Consider the following 14,704-nt stretch of genomic DNA (forward strand, 5'->3'; position numbering starts at 1 on the left):
AGGAGCCGCTGTCTTGCAGGCTGCCGTCACCGTCACTCCCGCCCGTGTCCCCGAACTGCTGCTGGGTCTCGCGACCGTCCGCCCCGTCTTCCTCTGGGGCGCGCCCGGCATCGGAAAGTCGTCCCTGGTAAGGGAGTTCGCCCAGTCGCTGGGGTTGGAGTGCGTCAGCCTGCTCGGTACGCAGCTCGCGCCCGAGGACTTGATCGGCGTCCCCCAGATCCGGGACGGGCGGTCGGTGTTCTGCCCGCCGGAGGCGATCGCGCGGGACGAGCCGTACTGCCTGTTCCTGGACGAGCTGAACGCGGCGACGCCCGATGTGCAGAAGGCGTTCTACTCGCTGATCCTGGACCGCCGTATCGGCAGCTACGAACTCCCCAAGGGCTCGATCGTGATCGGCGCGGGCAACCGGGCGACCGACAACGCGCTGGCCCGCCCGATCGCGTCCGCGCTGGTCAACCGGCTCACGCACGTCCACCTGGAGGCGTCCCCGAAGGACTGGCTCGTGTGGGCGGCGGCCAACGGCATCCACCCGTGGATCCTGGACCACCTCACCGACCGCCCCGACCACCTGTGGTCCAAGCCGCCGAAGACCGAGGAGCCCTTCTCCACACCCCGTTCCTGGCACATGCTCTCCGACGCGCTGGGCTCCTTCGGCCCCGACCTCGACGAGGACACCCTCAAGGTCATCGCGCACGGCACGCTGACCCCCGCCCACGCGGTCGCGTTCTGCGGCTACGTCAAGATCGTGCGCAGCCGCTTCGGCATCGAGGCCGTCCTCAAGGGCGACGCCCGCTGGCCGGGCCGCCCCGAGGACCGCGACCTCCTCTACTACCTCGCCGAATCCTTCCGCGGCCGCCTCATCAAGGAACTCCCCTCCAGCAAGGACCACTTGTCGGCGAACGGCCGCCAGACCGCGTACCGCGCCAAGTCCCTCCTCGTCCAACTCGCCGAGATCTCCGTCGAGGTGGCCCAGAGCGTCATCGCCTCGGACGACGAAGGCAACCCGGTCCTCCCGGCCTGGTTCCTGGTGGAGGCGGCCCGGGACATGCCCCGGTTGGTGGAGGCACGCCGGTGAGTCCCACGGAGGTGGCGTGGTGAGCCGTACCCGCAAGAAGGACCCCGAGAAGAGGAAGCCCGACCCGGCGACCGAGGCGTTCACAGCCGGACTGAAGCTGGTGTGGGCCAACCCCGCGCTCGCCGCGATCGAGTTCGAGCTGTGCCGTGACGAGGACTGCCAGGTCGCGCCGCGCGACGGGCTCGTGCTCGTCGACTCCAACGGGCATCTCCACGCGAACCCCACCCGGCTCGCCGAACCCGTCGCATGGGCCTGGGCGATCGCGCACGGGCTCATCCACCTCGGGTTCGGACACGTCCCCGGCGCGACCGGCGAGCGGGAACAGCCCGACCGTTTCGACGTCGCCGCGCGCTGCGCCGTCGTCAACCGCTTCCTGCTCACCTTTCCGATCGGGCTCACCCCCGAGGACCTGCCCGCGTCCTACCCCGACGGCGACGAGGAAGGGCTCGCGGCCCGCTGGCGGCGCGACGGCGTCCCGCCCGTCTACGAACGCTGCGGTACGGCCGGCGGGGTACCCGACCAGCTGCTCGTGCCGTGGCGGGGCTGGCCCGGGAAGCCGGTCGACTGGCAGCTCGCCTTCGCGAGCGCGCTGACGCGGACCATGTCTGTCGCCATGGACCTGGCCGGCGGGCGCCGTGACTCGATGTACGGCGGCCCGACCCGGCTGCGCCCCTGGGAGCGCGCCCTGAGCTGGTTCGTTTCCAACTACCCGCTGCTGGGCGGCATCGCGGCCGGTATCAAGGTCGTCGCCGACGCCGAACTCGCCCGCGCCCACGGCATCTCCGTCGCCGCCGTCGACACCGAGGCGGCCGAGATCTACATCAACCCGCTGCGCCAACTCGACGACGAGGAATGGCGGTTCGTCCTCGCCCACGAGATGCTGCACGCCGCCCTGCGCCACGGCGACCGCTGCGGCACCCGCGACCCGCTCCTCTTCAACATCGCCGCCGACTACGTCATCAACGGCTGGCTGCGCGAGATGGACATCGGCACCATGCCCGAAGGGCTGCTGTACGACCCGGAGTTGAAGGACCTGTCCGCCGAGGAGGTCTACGACCGCATCGCCGGCGACCTGCGCCGGATGCGTCGCCTGGCCACCCTGCGCGGCAAGGGCGCCGGTGACATCCTCGGCGGCCCGCTCGGCAGTGCCCGCGACTACGTGGACCTCGACGAGTTCTACCGGCGCGGCCTGGCCCGCGGCCTGGACCTGCACCAGCAGCACGAACGCGGTTACCTGCCCGGCGGGTTGGTCGAGGAGATCCGCGCGCTGAGTCACCCACCCCTGCCGTGGGACGCCCAACTCGCCCGCTGGTTCGACGAGTTCGTGCCCCGCCCCGAGCCGGTACGGTCGTACGCCCGCCCCTCGCGCCGCCAGTCCTCCACCCCCGACATCCCGCGCGCCGGTCACTACTTCCCGCCCGAGGAGGTCGCCCGCTGCACCTTCGGCGTCGTCCTCGACACCTCCGGCTCCATGGACCGCACCCTCCTCGGCAAGGCGCTGGGTGCGATCGCCTCGTACGCCGAGGCCCGAGACGTACCGGCCGCCCGGGTCGTGTTCTGCGACGCGGCCCCGCACGACGCGGGCTATGTGCCGGTCACCGACATCGCGGGCCGGGTGCGGGTGCACGGGCGCGGCGGCACCGTCCTGCAACCCGGGATCGACCTGCTGCACCGCGCCGACGACTTCCCGCCGGGCGCGCCCGTCCTCGTCATCACGGACGGGTGGTGCGACGTGCTGCGGGTGCGCCGCGAACACGCCTATCTGATCCCGCAGAGTGCTCGTCTGCCGTTCACCCCGCGTGGGCCGGTCTTCCGGGTGCGCTGAACAGGAATGTGATCGGATGGTTCCGAAAGACATCCGCATCGAAAGGAAACACCGTGGCCACCACGCGCACCGCACACACCGTTTGGGAAGGCAACCTGCTGGAGGGCAAGGGCGTCGTCACGTTCGACTCCTCCGGCGCCATCGCCGAGCAGCCGGTGACGTGGGCGTCCCGCGCCCAGGACGCGAACGGCAGGACCAGCCCCGAGGAGCTGATCGCCGCCGCCCACTCCAGCTGCTTCTCCATGGCGCTGTCGCACGCCCTCGCGGGCGCCGGCACCCCGCCCACCAAGGTGCTCACCAAGGCCGACGTCACCTTCCAGCCCGGCGAGGGCATCACCGGTATCCACCTCACGGTCGAGGGCACGGTGCCGGGCCTCGACAACGACGGTTTCGTCGCCGCCGCCGAGGACGCGAAGAAGAACTGCCCCGTCAGCCAGGCCCTCACCGGCACCACGATCACCCTGTCGGCCAAGCTCGCCTGACCCGGACGACAGCGATCGCCGACCGTACGTGCCATTGACAACAGCCCACTCAAGTTTTGTGCTGGAGTCCGGGATGCGCCCTGGCGGAAGGGGACGGCGATGGGACGTGCGGTCGGAATCGATCTGGGGACCACGAACTCGGTGGTCGCGGTGCTGGAGGGCGGGGAGGCGACGGTCGTCGCCAACGCCGAGGGAGCGAGGACCACGCCCTCGGTCGTGGCCTTCGCCAAGAACGGCGAGGTACTCGTCGGCGAGGTCGCCAAACGGCAGGCCGTGACGAACATCGAGCGCACCGCGCGCTCGGTGAAACGGCACATGGGCGACACCGCGTGGCGTTTCCCGGACACGGGCGCCATCGACGGAACCCGTTACCGCGCCCAGGAGTTGTCGGCGCGCGTGCTGCAGAAACTCAAGCGCGACGCCGAGGCCTATCTCGGCGAGGACGTCACGGACGCCGTGATCACCGTCCCCGCCTACTTCGACGACTCCCAGCGCCAGGCCACCAAGGAGGCCGGCGAGATCGCGGGCCTCAAGGTGCTGCGGATCATCAACGAGCCGACGGCCGCCGCCCTCGCCTACGGCCTCGACCGCGGCGAGGAGCAGACCGTCCTCGTCTTCGACCTCGGCGGCGGCACCTTCGACGTCTCCCTCCTGGAGATCGGCGACGGCGTCATCGAGGTCAAGGCCACCAACGGCGACACGCATCTCGGCGGCGACGACTGGGACCAACGGGTGGTCGACTTCCTGGTCAAGAAGTTCCAGGGGCAGTACGGCATCGACCTCGGCAAGGACAAGATGGCGCTGCAACGGCTGCGCGAGGGCGCCGAGAAGGCGAAGATCGAACTGTCCTCGTCCTCCGAGACGACGATCAACCTGCCCTACATCACCGCCTCCGCCGACGGCCCGCTGCACCTCGACGAGAAACTGACCCGCGCTGCCTTCCAGGAGCTCACCGCCGATCTCCTCGACCGCTGCAAGACGCCCTTCCACCAGGCGGTCAAGGACGCGGGCATCAAGCTCTCCGCCGTCGACCACGTCATCCTCGTCGGCGGCTCGACCCGGATGCCCGCCGTCACCGACCTCGTCAAGGAACTCACCGGCAAGGACCCGCACAAGGGCGTCAACCCCGACGAGGTCGTCGCGGTCGGCGCGGCCCTCCAGGCCGGAGTCATCCGCGGCGACGTCAAGGACGTCCTGCTCCTCGACGTCACCCCGCTGTCCCTGGGCATCGAGACCAAGGGCGGCATCATGACGAAGCTCATCGAACGCAACACGACCATCCCGACCCGGCGTTCGGAGATCTTCACCACCGCCACCGACAACCAGCCCTCGGTCGGCATCCAGGTCTACCAGGGCGAACGTGAAATCGCCGCGTACAACAAGAAGTTGGGCGTCTTCGACCTCACCGGCCTGCCGCCCGCCCCGCGCGGCGTCCCGCAGATCGAGGTCGCCTTCGACATCGACGCCAACGGAATCATGCACGTCTCCGCGAAGGACCTGGCGACCGGCCGCGAACAGAAGATGACCGTCACCGGCGGCTCGGCCCTGGGCAAGGACGACATCGACCGCATGATGCGGGAGGCCGAACAGTACGCGGACGACGACCGCAAGCGCCGCGAGGCCGCCGAGACCCGCAACCAGGCCGAGCAACTCGTCTACCAGACCGAGAAGTTCATCCACGAGAACGAGGAACGCGTCCCGGCCGACATCAGGTCCGAGGTCGAGACGGCCGCCACGGAGGTGAAGACCCTCCTGGAACACAACGCCGACACCGCCGAGTTGCGCACCGGCGTCGAGAAACTCGGCACCGTCAGCCAGCGGATGGGCCAGGCGATGTACGCCCAGGCCGCCGCCCAGCAGTCACCCGCGGAACAGGCCGCCAGCCCCGAGGAGCACACCTCGCCCCCGGAGGAGGAAGGCGTCGTCGACGCGGAGATCGTCGACGACGAACGGGACGCGAAAGGCGGCGCGTAGACGCTCCGCTGGAAGAGCAGCGCCGTTCGTCGGTCGTCTGCGGCAGCGTCGTGGCTGGTCGCGCGGTTCCCCGCGCCCCTTTGGGGCGGGGCGGGGGAGCGCGGCCGTTCACGGCAGCCGTACGGGTCAGTGCTTGACGGCTACCCCGCCGTACACCGGGACGACGCCCTCCGCCTGCGCGGCCACGTCCTCCGGCTCGGGACGCCAGCCGTAGACGGAGATGACGCCCGGGCCGAGCAGTTCCAGGCCGTCGAAGAAGCGCGAGAACTCGGCCAGCGAGCGCGGGTAGAACGGGGTGCCGCTGCGCCGGAAGTGCTCGGCGGCCTGGGCGATGGCCTCGGGGATGAGGTCGGGGGTGACCTGCGACAGGATCAGGTAGCTGCCCGGAGCGAGCACGTCGACGTACCGCTTGATCAGGCCGTACACGTCGTCGCCGTCGGTGGCGTCGCCCAGGTAGTGGGTGAGCGCGACCAGCGACAGCGCGACCGGCCGGCTGAAGTCGAGGGTCTCGCCGGCCAGCCGCAGGATCGTGTCGGGGTCGCGGACGTCGGCGTGCACGTACTCGGTGCTGCCCTCGGCCGAGCCGTGCAGCAGCGCCTCCGCGTGCCGGAGCACGATCGGGTCGTTGTCCGCGTACACGACCTTGGCGTCCGGGGCGACGCTCTGCGCCACCTGGTGCAGGTTGGGCTCGGTGGGGATGCCGGTGCCGATGTCCAGGAACTGGCGTATCCCGGCCTCGGCGGCGGTCCGCGTCGCCCGGTGCATGAACCGGCGGTTGGCCCGCGCCCCGCGCACCGCGGTGCCGTCCGAGGCGAGGATCCTGCGCGCCAGCTCCTCGTCCACCGGGTAGTTGTCCTTGCCGCCGAGCCACCAGTCGTACACCCGCGCCGGATGCGGCCGGCTGGTGTCGATACGGGTGGGCGCGGGTTCGGATCCGGTCATGCGGTGTCGTCTCCTCGGGAGTTCGGGTGGTCGTGCCGGGACGCGTGCTCAGAAGTTCTCGCGGTAGTCCCGCAGGATCTTCTTGGTGCGCTGTGCGGACGCGGCGTGCGCCGTCATGTGGTCGAGGACCTCCAGATGCGCGGAGACCTCGGTACGGGAGTCCAGGTACAGGGCGCCGGTCAGGTACTCGGTGAACACCATGTCGGGCAGCTCCGGTTGGGCGAAACGGAACAGCGAGAAGGGAGCGTACGTCCCCGGGTGCGGGCCGCTCGCGAACTCGGCGACCTGGAGCGTGATCCGGTCGCGCTCGGCGAACTCCAGGAGTTTGTCCAGCTGTTCGCGCATCACCTCGCCGTGGATGCTCACCGGGCGCCGCAGCACCGTCTCGTCCATGATCACCCACAGGTGGGGCGGACTGTCCCGCTCCAACAGCCCCTGCCGCGCCATCCGCAGGGACACATGCCGCTCGATGGTCTCCGGACCGTTCTGCCCGATCGTCCCGGCCTCCAGCACGGCACGCGCGTAGTCCTCGGTCTGCAACAGGCCCGGCACGAAGTGCGGTTCGTACGAACGGATCAGCCCGGCCGCGCCCTCCAGGCTCACATACAGACTGAACCACTCCGGCAGCACATCGTGGAACCGCTGCCACCAACCCGGCTGGTTCGCCTCCTCGGTGAGCGCGACGAACGAGGCCGCCTCGTCGTCGGGCACCCCGTACGTCGTCAACAGCACCTGGACGTAGGGCACTTTCAGCGCGACCTCGGCCATCTCCATCCGCCGTACGGTCGCCGGAGCCACCCGCAGGACCTGCGCGGCCTCCTCACGCTTGATGCCGGCCGCCTCACGCAACTCCTGCAGCCTTCTGCCCAGCACCACTTGGCCCACCGTGGGCGCGGGCCGCCGCTCACTCACGCCACGCCTCCCCATACGCGCCGAAGCCTGGGGGCAGTGTGCCATGTTCCGGCCATTGTCTCAGCGGTTCGGGAGTGATCATCCGTCAGCCCCCGAGCCCGTGCAGATACTTGGCGGTCGCCGGGTCGGCCGGGAGGAACGTCTCGATCGCCAACTCCGAGACCGTCACGTCCATCGGGGTGTTGAACGTGGAGATCGAGGAGACGAACGACAGCACCCGGCCCTCGTGCTCGATCCGCATCGGCAGCGCGAAGTACGGTACGGATCCGGCCAGTTCACCCCCGTCGTCGGCCGTCTCCGGCACCGGGTACGCCGCGACCTCCTCGTACAGCGCGCGCAACGGCTCGGAGCGGTGCAGGGCGATCTGCCGTTCCATCTGCGCGAGCAAATGCCCGCGCCATTCACCCAGATTGCGGATGCGCGGCGCCATGCCCTCGGGGTGCAGCGTCAACCGCATGGCGTTGAGCGGGGGTTGGAGCAGGGACTCCGGTACGCCCTCCAGCAGCATGGTGATGCCCCGGTTCGCCGCGACCACGTCGTAGCGGGCGTCGACCACCAGCGCCGGATACGGCTCGTAGCACTGGATCAGCCGCTCCAGACCCTCGCGCAACGCGTCCAACGCCGGGTCGTCCAGCGGGGTTTCCGGATAGTGCGGGGCGTAACCGGCCGCCAGCAGGAGGGAGTTGCGCTCCCGCACCGGCACGTCCAGATGCTCGGCCAGCCGCAGCAGCATCTCCTCGCTCGGCCGGGACCGCCCCGTCTCGACGAAGCTGATGTGCCGCGCCGAGGAGTCCGCCCGCAACGCCAGCTCCAGCTGACTGACCCGCCGCCGCTCCCGCCAGGCACGCAGCAACGGGCCGACACCCTTCCCTACTGGGGTGGCGGTAGGAGTGTCAGTGCCGGCGGCGACAATGGTCATACGCACGACCGTAGTCGAAGGAGCACACACGTGAACGAGTTGCGGAACCCGTCCGGGGAGGCCACGGCGGTGTACCGGGCCAGAGTCCGGGGCTGTCTCCTCGGCGGAGCGGTGGGCGACGCCCTCGGGTACCCGATCGAGTTCACCTCCCTCGACCGCATCCGCGAGACGCACGGCCCGCGCGGGATCACCGGGTACGTGCCCGGCGCACCCGGAGCGCTCGGCCTGATCAGCGACGACACCCAGATGACCCTGTTCACCGTCGAGGCGATCATCGTGGCCCACGCACGCGAACGGGCGAAGGGCATCGGCGGCGCCTGGTCCATTCTGCTGCGGCAGGCGTACGAGCGGTGGCTGGAGACCCAGTCCGAGCAGGGACCGGGTGACAGTGCCACGAGCGGTCTGATCAGCCAGCCCTGGCTCTACGCCCGCCGCGCCCCCGGCAACGCCTGCCTGTCCGGAGTCGCGCAGGCGTACGCGCCCGACCCGTGGCGCGAACTCGACGGCACGCCGGGGCCCGTCAACCCCGACTCCAAGGGCTGCGGCACGGTGATGCGCTCGGCCCCCTTCGGCCTGGCCACGACGGCCGACGGGGCCTTCGCCATGGCCGCCCGCGGCGCCCAGATCACCCACGGTCACCCCACCGGCTACTACGCGGCGGGCGCCCTCGCCGCGATCGTCGCCCACCTCGTCGCCGGGGACTCCCTGGAGGGCTCGGTCCTGCGCGCGCTACGACTCCTGGAGCGCCACCCCGGCCACGAGGAGACCTCGGCAGCCCTGCGCGCGGCCCTCGACCTGGCCGCCGAGGGCTCGCCCACCGCCGAGAAGGTCGAGTCCCTCGGCGCGGGCTGGGTCGCCGAGGAGGCCCTGGCGATCGGCGTCTACTGCGCGCTGGTGGAACGCGACGTGAAGGCCGCGCTGCTCCTCGCCGTCAACCACTCCGGCGACAGCGACTCCACCGGCTCCCTCTGCGGCAACCTCCTCGGCGCCCGCTACGGCGACCACGGCCTGCCGCACACCTGGGTGCGGGGGGTCGAGGGCCGCGCCACGATCGCCGCCCTCGCCGACGACCTCGCGGCGGAGTGCGTACGGAGCTGACCTCCGGGCACCCTGCTGACCAGGGACGCAGCCACCCACCTGTGGCACGCTGAAGAGGAACCCGACCCTGAGCCCGACCTGAAGCCCGACCCCGAGGAAGGAGCGAGGCCATGCCTGTCGCACCGCTGTCGCAGAAGGAGATCGAGGACCGCCTCACGGAACTCCCCGGCTGGTCCGTCGACACCGACCGCCTCACCCGCACCTACCGCCTCGGCTCCCACTTCGCGGCCACCGCGATGGTCGTCCACATCGCCCAGGTCCAGGAAGAGCTCGACCACCACTCCGACCTCACCCTCGGCTACCACACCGTCTCCCTCACCGTGAACACCCACAGCGTGGGCGGCGCGATCACCGACCTGGACTTCCAACTCGCCCGCAGAGTCGAGGACTTGGCCCCGGGACACGGGGCGAGCTGACCGCACGCGACCACGAGAGGGAGGGCGGGGCGGGAACACCTGCTCGCCCAAGGACCGGGAAGGGCAGGACGGAAGCGCGTGCTCGACTACGACAAGGAAGCCGACGCCTACGACGCGACCCGAGGCGGCGAGCCCCGCGCCGCAGCGGCTGCCGAAGCCGTACTCGGCTTCGTCCCCCAGGACGCCCGCAACCTGCTGGACGTGGCCTGCGGCACCGGCATCGTCACCCGCCGCCTGGCCACGGCCCGCCCAGAGCTGGAGGTCACGGGCCTGGACGCGGCGCCGGCCATGGCCCGCACGGCGGCGACGAGGCTGCCCGGCGCGATCCTCCTGGCGGACAGCCGCCAACTCCCCTTCCCCGACGGGGTGTTCGACGCCGTCACCACCGTATGGCTGCTGCACCTGGTGGACGGCCCGGAGGACGTCAGGGCGATCATCGCGGAGTGCGCGCGGGTACTGCGACCCGGCGGTGTCCACATCACCACCGTCGACAAGGCCGCCGCCCACGACGTCGGCAGCGACATCGACACCGTCCTCGCCCCGCGCCCGCGCCGCCCCGCCCAGGACCGCCCCGGCCATGTCCGCGCGTACGCCGCCGAGTTCGGCCTCCACCCGGTCGGCACGGCCCGTTTCCGCGGCTATGGCCAGGGCCGCAGCCCGCGCGGTACGGCCGCGGACCTGCGCCGGGGTTGGTTCACCATGCTGCCGCCCGGCGAACCGCTCACCGAACGGTTCGCCGCACAACTGGAGTCGCTCCCTGACCAGGAACGGCCGCGCGCGGACCCGGAGTTCACGATCCTGGCCCTCAGGAAGCCTTCGGCCGGGTGAAGTCCATCGTCCAGTTGGTCACCCAGCTCGCCCCGTCGTCCACCGAGAACTCCTGCTCCCACCGCGCGCCGCTCGCGGAGACCCCCGACCACACGAACCGCACCCGCACGTCCTTCCCGTCGTGATGGAACAACCGTGTTCTGTATGCCGTATACCGCCGCTGGCGTGAGCCGACCGACGTGGAGCGCCGACTGGAGCCGTACGGGCTCGTACTGAAGGCGGGCCGCTGGTATGTGGTCGCCGGCCCCGGACCGCGCGCCTTCCGCGTCGACCAGATCCTGGAACCCACCACCTCGGCCGACGCCCCCGCCCCCGCTGCCTCCGGCACCGGCGTCGGAGGAGTCGCCGTAGACGACCCCGCGCCCGTTCGTCGACACATACACCCGGCCGTACACCCGAGGGTCACCGGTGATCGCCGCACCGGTCCCACCCCACTGGTGGGCCTCGTCGTTGATCCGGGTCCAGGTCGCGCCCTTGCCGGTCGAGCGGAAGATGCCGCTCACCCGTACCGCGCCCCGGCATGTTCCCGCCGAGCTTGAACGGCAGATCGGTCTTCTGCCGACTCGCGCCCCGGTCGCCCGACCTGAGCACGGCCCCACTCGTCCCACCCGACCGAGTCCAGCAACGGCGTCCAGGTCTTCGTCGACACCTGCCACCGGTAGGCGCCGCCGAAGTCGGAACGGGCGTAGGCGAGGTTCTTCTCGCTCCGGTTGAAGACGACGCCGGGCACGAACCCGCCGCCGTCGATCCGGGCGCTGTGCCAGGTGCAGGTGTCCGCGGCGAGTGCCACGTTCGGCGCGTTCGCGTCTGCGGCGAGCGCGGACGGACTGCCCGCCAACAGCCCGGCGGCGCGGGCGAGTACGGCCGTGAGGATACGGGTTCTTCGCACGATGGAGTCCTCTCCTTGCGGGTGGAAAGGCACGAGAGCCGGGCGACCCCCAGTGCGGGTGGGGGCCGCCCGGCCGGTGGGCCCCGCCGTCAGGTGGCGGAGCCACGCACACGGAGCTTCGAAGCGGTTCCGGGGGAGCACGGGTGGCCGCGGCGCCCCGTCAGGGGCGCGGGGCCGTGTCGATGTGCGGCTCCGCCGCGGGGCGTGACCAGCCACAGCGGACCCGCAGTCAACAAACCGCCCAACCCGCGGAGCGCCTCGCGGGGGCTATTCAAGAAGCTCCGCATACGACCCCATGGCCAGCGCGACATCCGCCTGAGCCCAGAACCGGTGATACGTGAAGACAGGCGCGGCCCCGCCCGCCAAGTAGCTCTGGATCTTCGACCACGCCGGATCGTTCTTGTAGAAGGACCGCAACGAGGCGAACGTGGAAGCGGAGTTGACCGCGTCCCCGTTCGGCATCGTCCCGCTCCACCCACTCGGCACATACACACTGTCGCCGAACCGGTTGTAGTCCGCGCGGGTCTCCGGAACGGCTACACCCAGACTGTCCTGGTAGTTGCCCCACATGCCGTCCAACAGCGCCTTCGCCGTCGTCTTCGCCGCCGTGGAACCGGACTTCGCGGCGTAGTACGTCAGCGTCTTGGCATACGCGGCGGCCACCCCCACGTCGTTGGTGTAGTCGGCGACCGTGACATGAAGTCCCGTATTCGCACCGGGACTTGACGCGTTCCAGGTGTCGGGCTGCCCCGACCACTGCAACGTCGAGGGGATCAGATAGGTACCGTCCGGGTTGATCGTGGTCTTGGAAAGCGCCCACGTTACCCACTTGTCGAGGACCGCCTTCGCGCTCGCGTTCCCCGTCTGCTGGTAGTACTCGGCGACCCGCTCCATCGACCACGCCTGGAAGCCGAACCACTGGTTGGACGGCGGGTCGTGGTAGACGGGCTGCTGGTCGTAGTACATGCCGTAGAAGGTCGACGTCCCGGTCGGCGGACTCGCGTACCGGCCTTGCCAACTGTTCGTCGCCCCACCGGCGATGGCACCCTCACTCGACTGGAGCCAGCGGTAGAATTCCAGCTGCCGCGACAGCGAGGTGCCCCAATCCGCCGCCCCCGTCGTGGACTTGGGCTTGAGATCGGCGTACGAGCTCAACGCGTAGGCAGCCAACGGGTTTTGATAGCCACCGTGCACATGGCTGGACCCGATGCGCCACGCCCAACCCGCGCTGGTGTCGTTGGCGCCGCCCCACGCGTAGTACCAGGACAGCAGATAGTCGGAGGCGTCCTTGCCGGTGCCGGCCGGGCAGGTGGACGGTCCGACGCAGTTGCCGATCTTCTTGAAGTACTTGTCGTACATGGCGTAGCGCAGATAGTCGCCCATCTTGGCCGCCTTGCCGACGGTCGTGGAGACGTCAGTGCCCTTGCCCTGCTCCTTGGCCCACACGTCGGCCCAGTACGCGGCCTGCACGGCCCGCGCGTCGGCGTCGGGAGCGTCGGTGTACTTCCACTGCTTGGCGTAGGAGGAGTCACCGGTGAAGAGGTCCAAGTACCCGTTCTTGCCGCCGTACTTGAAGGCGTCGCAGGTCGGCTGCGGCACCGTCTCCCACACCGACTCCTGCGGTCCGCGCTGGAAGGTGTTGATGTACGACGGCCCGCTCGCCGTCGGCCCCGCCTCGCACCCGCCACCCGGTGTGTCGCCGTAGCCGTAGGTGTTGTCGACATCCTCCAGCCAGTGCATACCGTAGACATCGTCTGTACCGTATGCAGTTTTCAGTTCACCGGCTATTGGATCCGATCCCACCGCCACCGAGGTGTCCAGCTTCGCCGGATACTCGTTCGGGGTGTCCAGTTCGGGCGCGTAGGTCGCCGGCTTCGAGGCGTTGTAGAACGAGTTGGTCGGCTGGTCGGCGTGGGTCGGGATCATGTACTTCTCCATGAGAGCCCAGGCGCCGTTGAACTTGGACCAGTCGCCCGTGACCTTGCCGTACATCGCCTGCAGCCACAGCAGATAGCTGTACGCCTCCGACGTGGTCTCGTGCCCCTCGTCCGGCGCCTCGACGATCAGGGTCTCCACCGAGTGGTAGGGGATGCCCTGGGGCGAGAAGTAGCCGTTCGCCGGGTTGGTGATCTTCCCGTAGAGGTCCAGGAAACGGGCGTCGTACGCGTTCGACGCCGCCAGCTCCGTCACCGTGACCGTCGCCTTGGTGAACCCTGTCGCCGTCGACTCGAAGGACGCCGAACCGGTGCCGGACGCGTCGGCCGTGAGGGTCACCGTCTGCGCGGTGTTCCAGTTCGACGGTGTGAACGTGAGCGACGCGCCGCCGGTGACCGACAGCCCCGTGTTGCCGCTCGCCCGGGCCGTCGTGACGGTCACGTTCGACGCCGGCTGCGAGGACAGCGACACCGCGTAGGTGCCCGACTTGCCCTGCTGGACGCCCAGTTGGGTCGGTGAGGCCACGATCGCGGGTCCCGAGGCGACCGTGATGCCGACCGGTGCGGACGTGCCGGAAGCGCCGAGGCTGTCGTACGCCTTCGCCACCAGCGAATGGCTGCCCACGGTCAAACCGGAGGTCGAGAACGAGTACGGCGAGGTCGTGTCCGTGCCGAGCAGTGTGGTGTCGTCGTAGAACTCGACCTTGCTGATCGTCGCGTTGTCGGCCGCCGCCGCGGTAGCCGCGAGCGGGACCGCGGCCCCCTGTGTGTAGATCGCGCCCGCGCTCGGGCTGGTCAGCACCGTGATCGGCGGCTGGTGCGCGCCGGCGCAGGTGGTGCCGTTGATCGCGAACGAGGTGGGCGCCGTGTTGGTGCCGCTGTAGCCGAACTGCGCACCGGTGGAGACGGCAGCGCCCGCGGCGATCGTCCCGTTGTACGACGCGTTGGTCACCGTGACCGCGCTGCCGGACTGGGACCAGGTGCCGTTCCAGCCGTTGCTGAGCTTCTGGTTGCCCGCGTAGGCGTACGTCAGGGTCCAGCCGTTGATCGCGTCCGTACCCCGGTTGGTGAGGGTGAGATCCGCGGTGAAGCCGGAGCCCCAGTCGTTCGTCTTGTAGTCCACGCTGCACTGAACTGTCGCCGCCTGGGCGGGAGTTGTGCCGGTCGCCAGCATCGAGAGCGGAAGAGCGAGGGCCGCCACGACAGCGGTCCACAAGCGCCGCGTCACGCGGCGTCTCCTTCTGGGGTGCATGTGCTGGTTCCTCCTTGCGGCTCGGAGAAGGTGGGGGCGGAGCAGCAACAAGCCTTGAACCAGTGGGAGCGCTCCCATCGTGGGGACGAGGGTGGGAACCGTCAAGGTGCTTACGGAGTCGAAAAGATTCGACGGGCACGAGTTGGGGGAAAGTCAGC

Annotated in this window: 12 protein-coding genes and 2 pseudogenes; 9 read left to right on the plus strand and 5 right to left on the minus strand. The window is 70.0% G+C overall.

Going from position 1 to position 14,704, the window contains the following annotated elements:
• The first annotated feature begins 13 nt into the window (after positions 1–13).
• The 4 genes from ACIQBL_RS09400 to dnaK all read left to right on the plus strand — a co-directional run bounded on the left by ACIQBL_RS09400 (position 14) and on the right by dnaK (position 5,356).
• On the plus strand, positions 14–1,075 hold the full coding sequence (locus tag ACIQBL_RS09400; RefSeq protein ID WP_401938679.1) for an ATP-binding protein: 1,062 nt from the start codon (positions 14–16) through the stop codon (positions 1,073–1,075).
• Positions 1,076–1,094: 19 nt separating this feature from the next.
• The gene (locus ACIQBL_RS09405) at positions 1,095–2,900 is read left to right on the plus strand and encodes a hypothetical protein (RefSeq protein WP_401938681.1); all 1,806 of its coding nucleotides are present in this window, start codon (positions 1,095–1,097) and stop codon (positions 2,898–2,900) included.
• Between the two features lie 53 nt (positions 2,901–2,953).
• Positions 2,954–3,382, plus strand: a complete 429-nt coding sequence (locus tag ACIQBL_RS09410; protein WP_401938683.1) for an OsmC family protein — start codon at positions 2,954–2,956, stop codon at positions 3,380–3,382.
• Positions 3,383–3,481: 99 nt separating this feature from the next.
• Positions 3,482–5,356, plus strand: coding sequence for a molecular chaperone DnaK (gene dnaK / locus ACIQBL_RS09415; RefSeq protein WP_401938685.1), 1,875 nt, complete (start codon positions 3,482–3,484; stop codon positions 5,354–5,356).
• Between the two features lie 126 nt (positions 5,357–5,482).
• Here dnaK and ACIQBL_RS09420 read toward each other — a convergent pair whose 3' ends face one another.
• From ACIQBL_RS09420 to ACIQBL_RS09430, 3 genes are all read right to left on the minus strand, one after another.
• A complete protein-coding gene (locus ACIQBL_RS09420; protein ID WP_401938687.1) occupies positions 5,483–6,298 on the minus strand; it encodes an SAM-dependent methyltransferase in 816 nt (271 codons plus the stop codon).
• Between the two features lie 48 nt (positions 6,299–6,346).
• Entirely contained in the window at positions 6,347–7,210 is an 864-nt protein-coding gene (locus ACIQBL_RS09425; RefSeq protein WP_401938689.1) for a helix-turn-helix domain-containing protein, read from the minus strand.
• An 85-nt stretch (positions 7,211–7,295) separates the two neighbouring features.
• Positions 7,296–8,129, minus strand: a complete 834-nt coding sequence (locus ACIQBL_RS09430; protein WP_401938691.1) for a helix-turn-helix domain-containing protein — start codon at positions 8,127–8,129, stop codon at positions 7,296–7,298.
• A 30-nt stretch (positions 8,130–8,159) separates the two neighbouring features.
• Here ACIQBL_RS09430 and ACIQBL_RS09435 point away from each other — a divergent pair, with 30 nt between their 5' ends.
• From ACIQBL_RS09435 to ACIQBL_RS09455, 5 genes and pseudogenes are all read left to right on the plus strand, one after another.
• A complete protein-coding gene (locus ACIQBL_RS09435; RefSeq protein ID WP_401938694.1) occupies positions 8,160–9,227 on the plus strand; it encodes an ADP-ribosylglycohydrolase family protein in 1,068 nt (355 codons plus the stop codon).
• A gap of 110 nt (positions 9,228–9,337) precedes the next feature.
• Positions 9,338–9,643, plus strand: coding sequence for a 4a-hydroxytetrahydrobiopterin dehydratase (locus ACIQBL_RS09440; protein ID WP_401938696.1), 306 nt, complete (start codon positions 9,338–9,340; stop codon positions 9,641–9,643).
• A 78-nt stretch (positions 9,644–9,721) separates the two neighbouring features.
• On the plus strand, positions 9,722–10,471 hold the full coding sequence (locus ACIQBL_RS09445; RefSeq protein ID WP_401938697.1) for a class I SAM-dependent methyltransferase: 750 nt from the start codon (positions 9,722–9,724) through the stop codon (positions 10,469–10,471).
• Entirely contained in the window at positions 10,468–10,596 is a 129-nt protein-coding gene (locus ACIQBL_RS09450; protein ID WP_401938969.1) for a hypothetical protein, read from the plus strand. The genes ACIQBL_RS09445 and ACIQBL_RS09450 overlap by 4 nt, the downstream gene beginning before the upstream one ends.
• Positions 10,597–10,770: pseudogene (locus ACIQBL_RS09455) on the plus strand (WYL domain-containing protein); the annotation flags it as partial.
• Between the two features lie 196 nt (positions 10,771–10,966).
• Here the strand turns inward: ACIQBL_RS09455 and ACIQBL_RS09460 are convergent.
• Positions 10,967–11,360, minus strand: a pseudogene (locus tag ACIQBL_RS09460) (xyloglucanase); the annotation flags it as partial.
• Positions 11,361–11,627: 267 nt separating this feature from the next.
• A complete protein-coding gene (locus ACIQBL_RS09465) occupies positions 11,628–14,546 on the minus strand; it encodes a glycoside hydrolase family 48 protein (protein ID WP_401938700.1) in 2,919 nt (972 codons plus the stop codon).
• Positions 14,547–14,704: the final 158 nt, after the last annotated feature.

The organism is Streptomyces sp. NPDC088350 (assembly GCF_044753545.1).
In the GTDB taxonomy this organism is placed as follows: Bacteria; Actinomycetota; Actinomycetes; order Streptomycetales; family Streptomycetaceae; genus Streptomyces.

What these genes read in the sequence shown, in the direction of transcription:
- dnaK (WP_401938685.1), top strand. Translation starts at nt 3,482, where the DNA reads ATGGGACGTGCGGTCGGAATCGATCTGGGGACCACGAACTCGGTGGTC.
- ACIQBL_RS09420 (WP_401938687.1), bottom strand. Translation starts at nt 6,298, where the DNA reads ATGACCGGATCCGAACCCGCGCCCACCCGTATCGACACCAGCCGGCCG.
- ACIQBL_RS09465 (WP_401938700.1), bottom strand. Translation starts at nt 14,546, where the DNA reads ATGCACCCCAGAAGGAGACGCCGCGTGACGCGGCGCTTGTGGACCGCT.
- ACIQBL_RS09440 (WP_401938696.1), top strand. Translation starts at nt 9,338, where the DNA reads ATGCCTGTCGCACCGCTGTCGCAGAAGGAGATCGAGGACCGCCTCACG.
- ACIQBL_RS09430 (WP_401938691.1), bottom strand. Translation starts at nt 8,129, where the DNA reads ATGACCATTGTCGCCGCCGGCACTGACACTCCTACCGCCACCCCAGTA.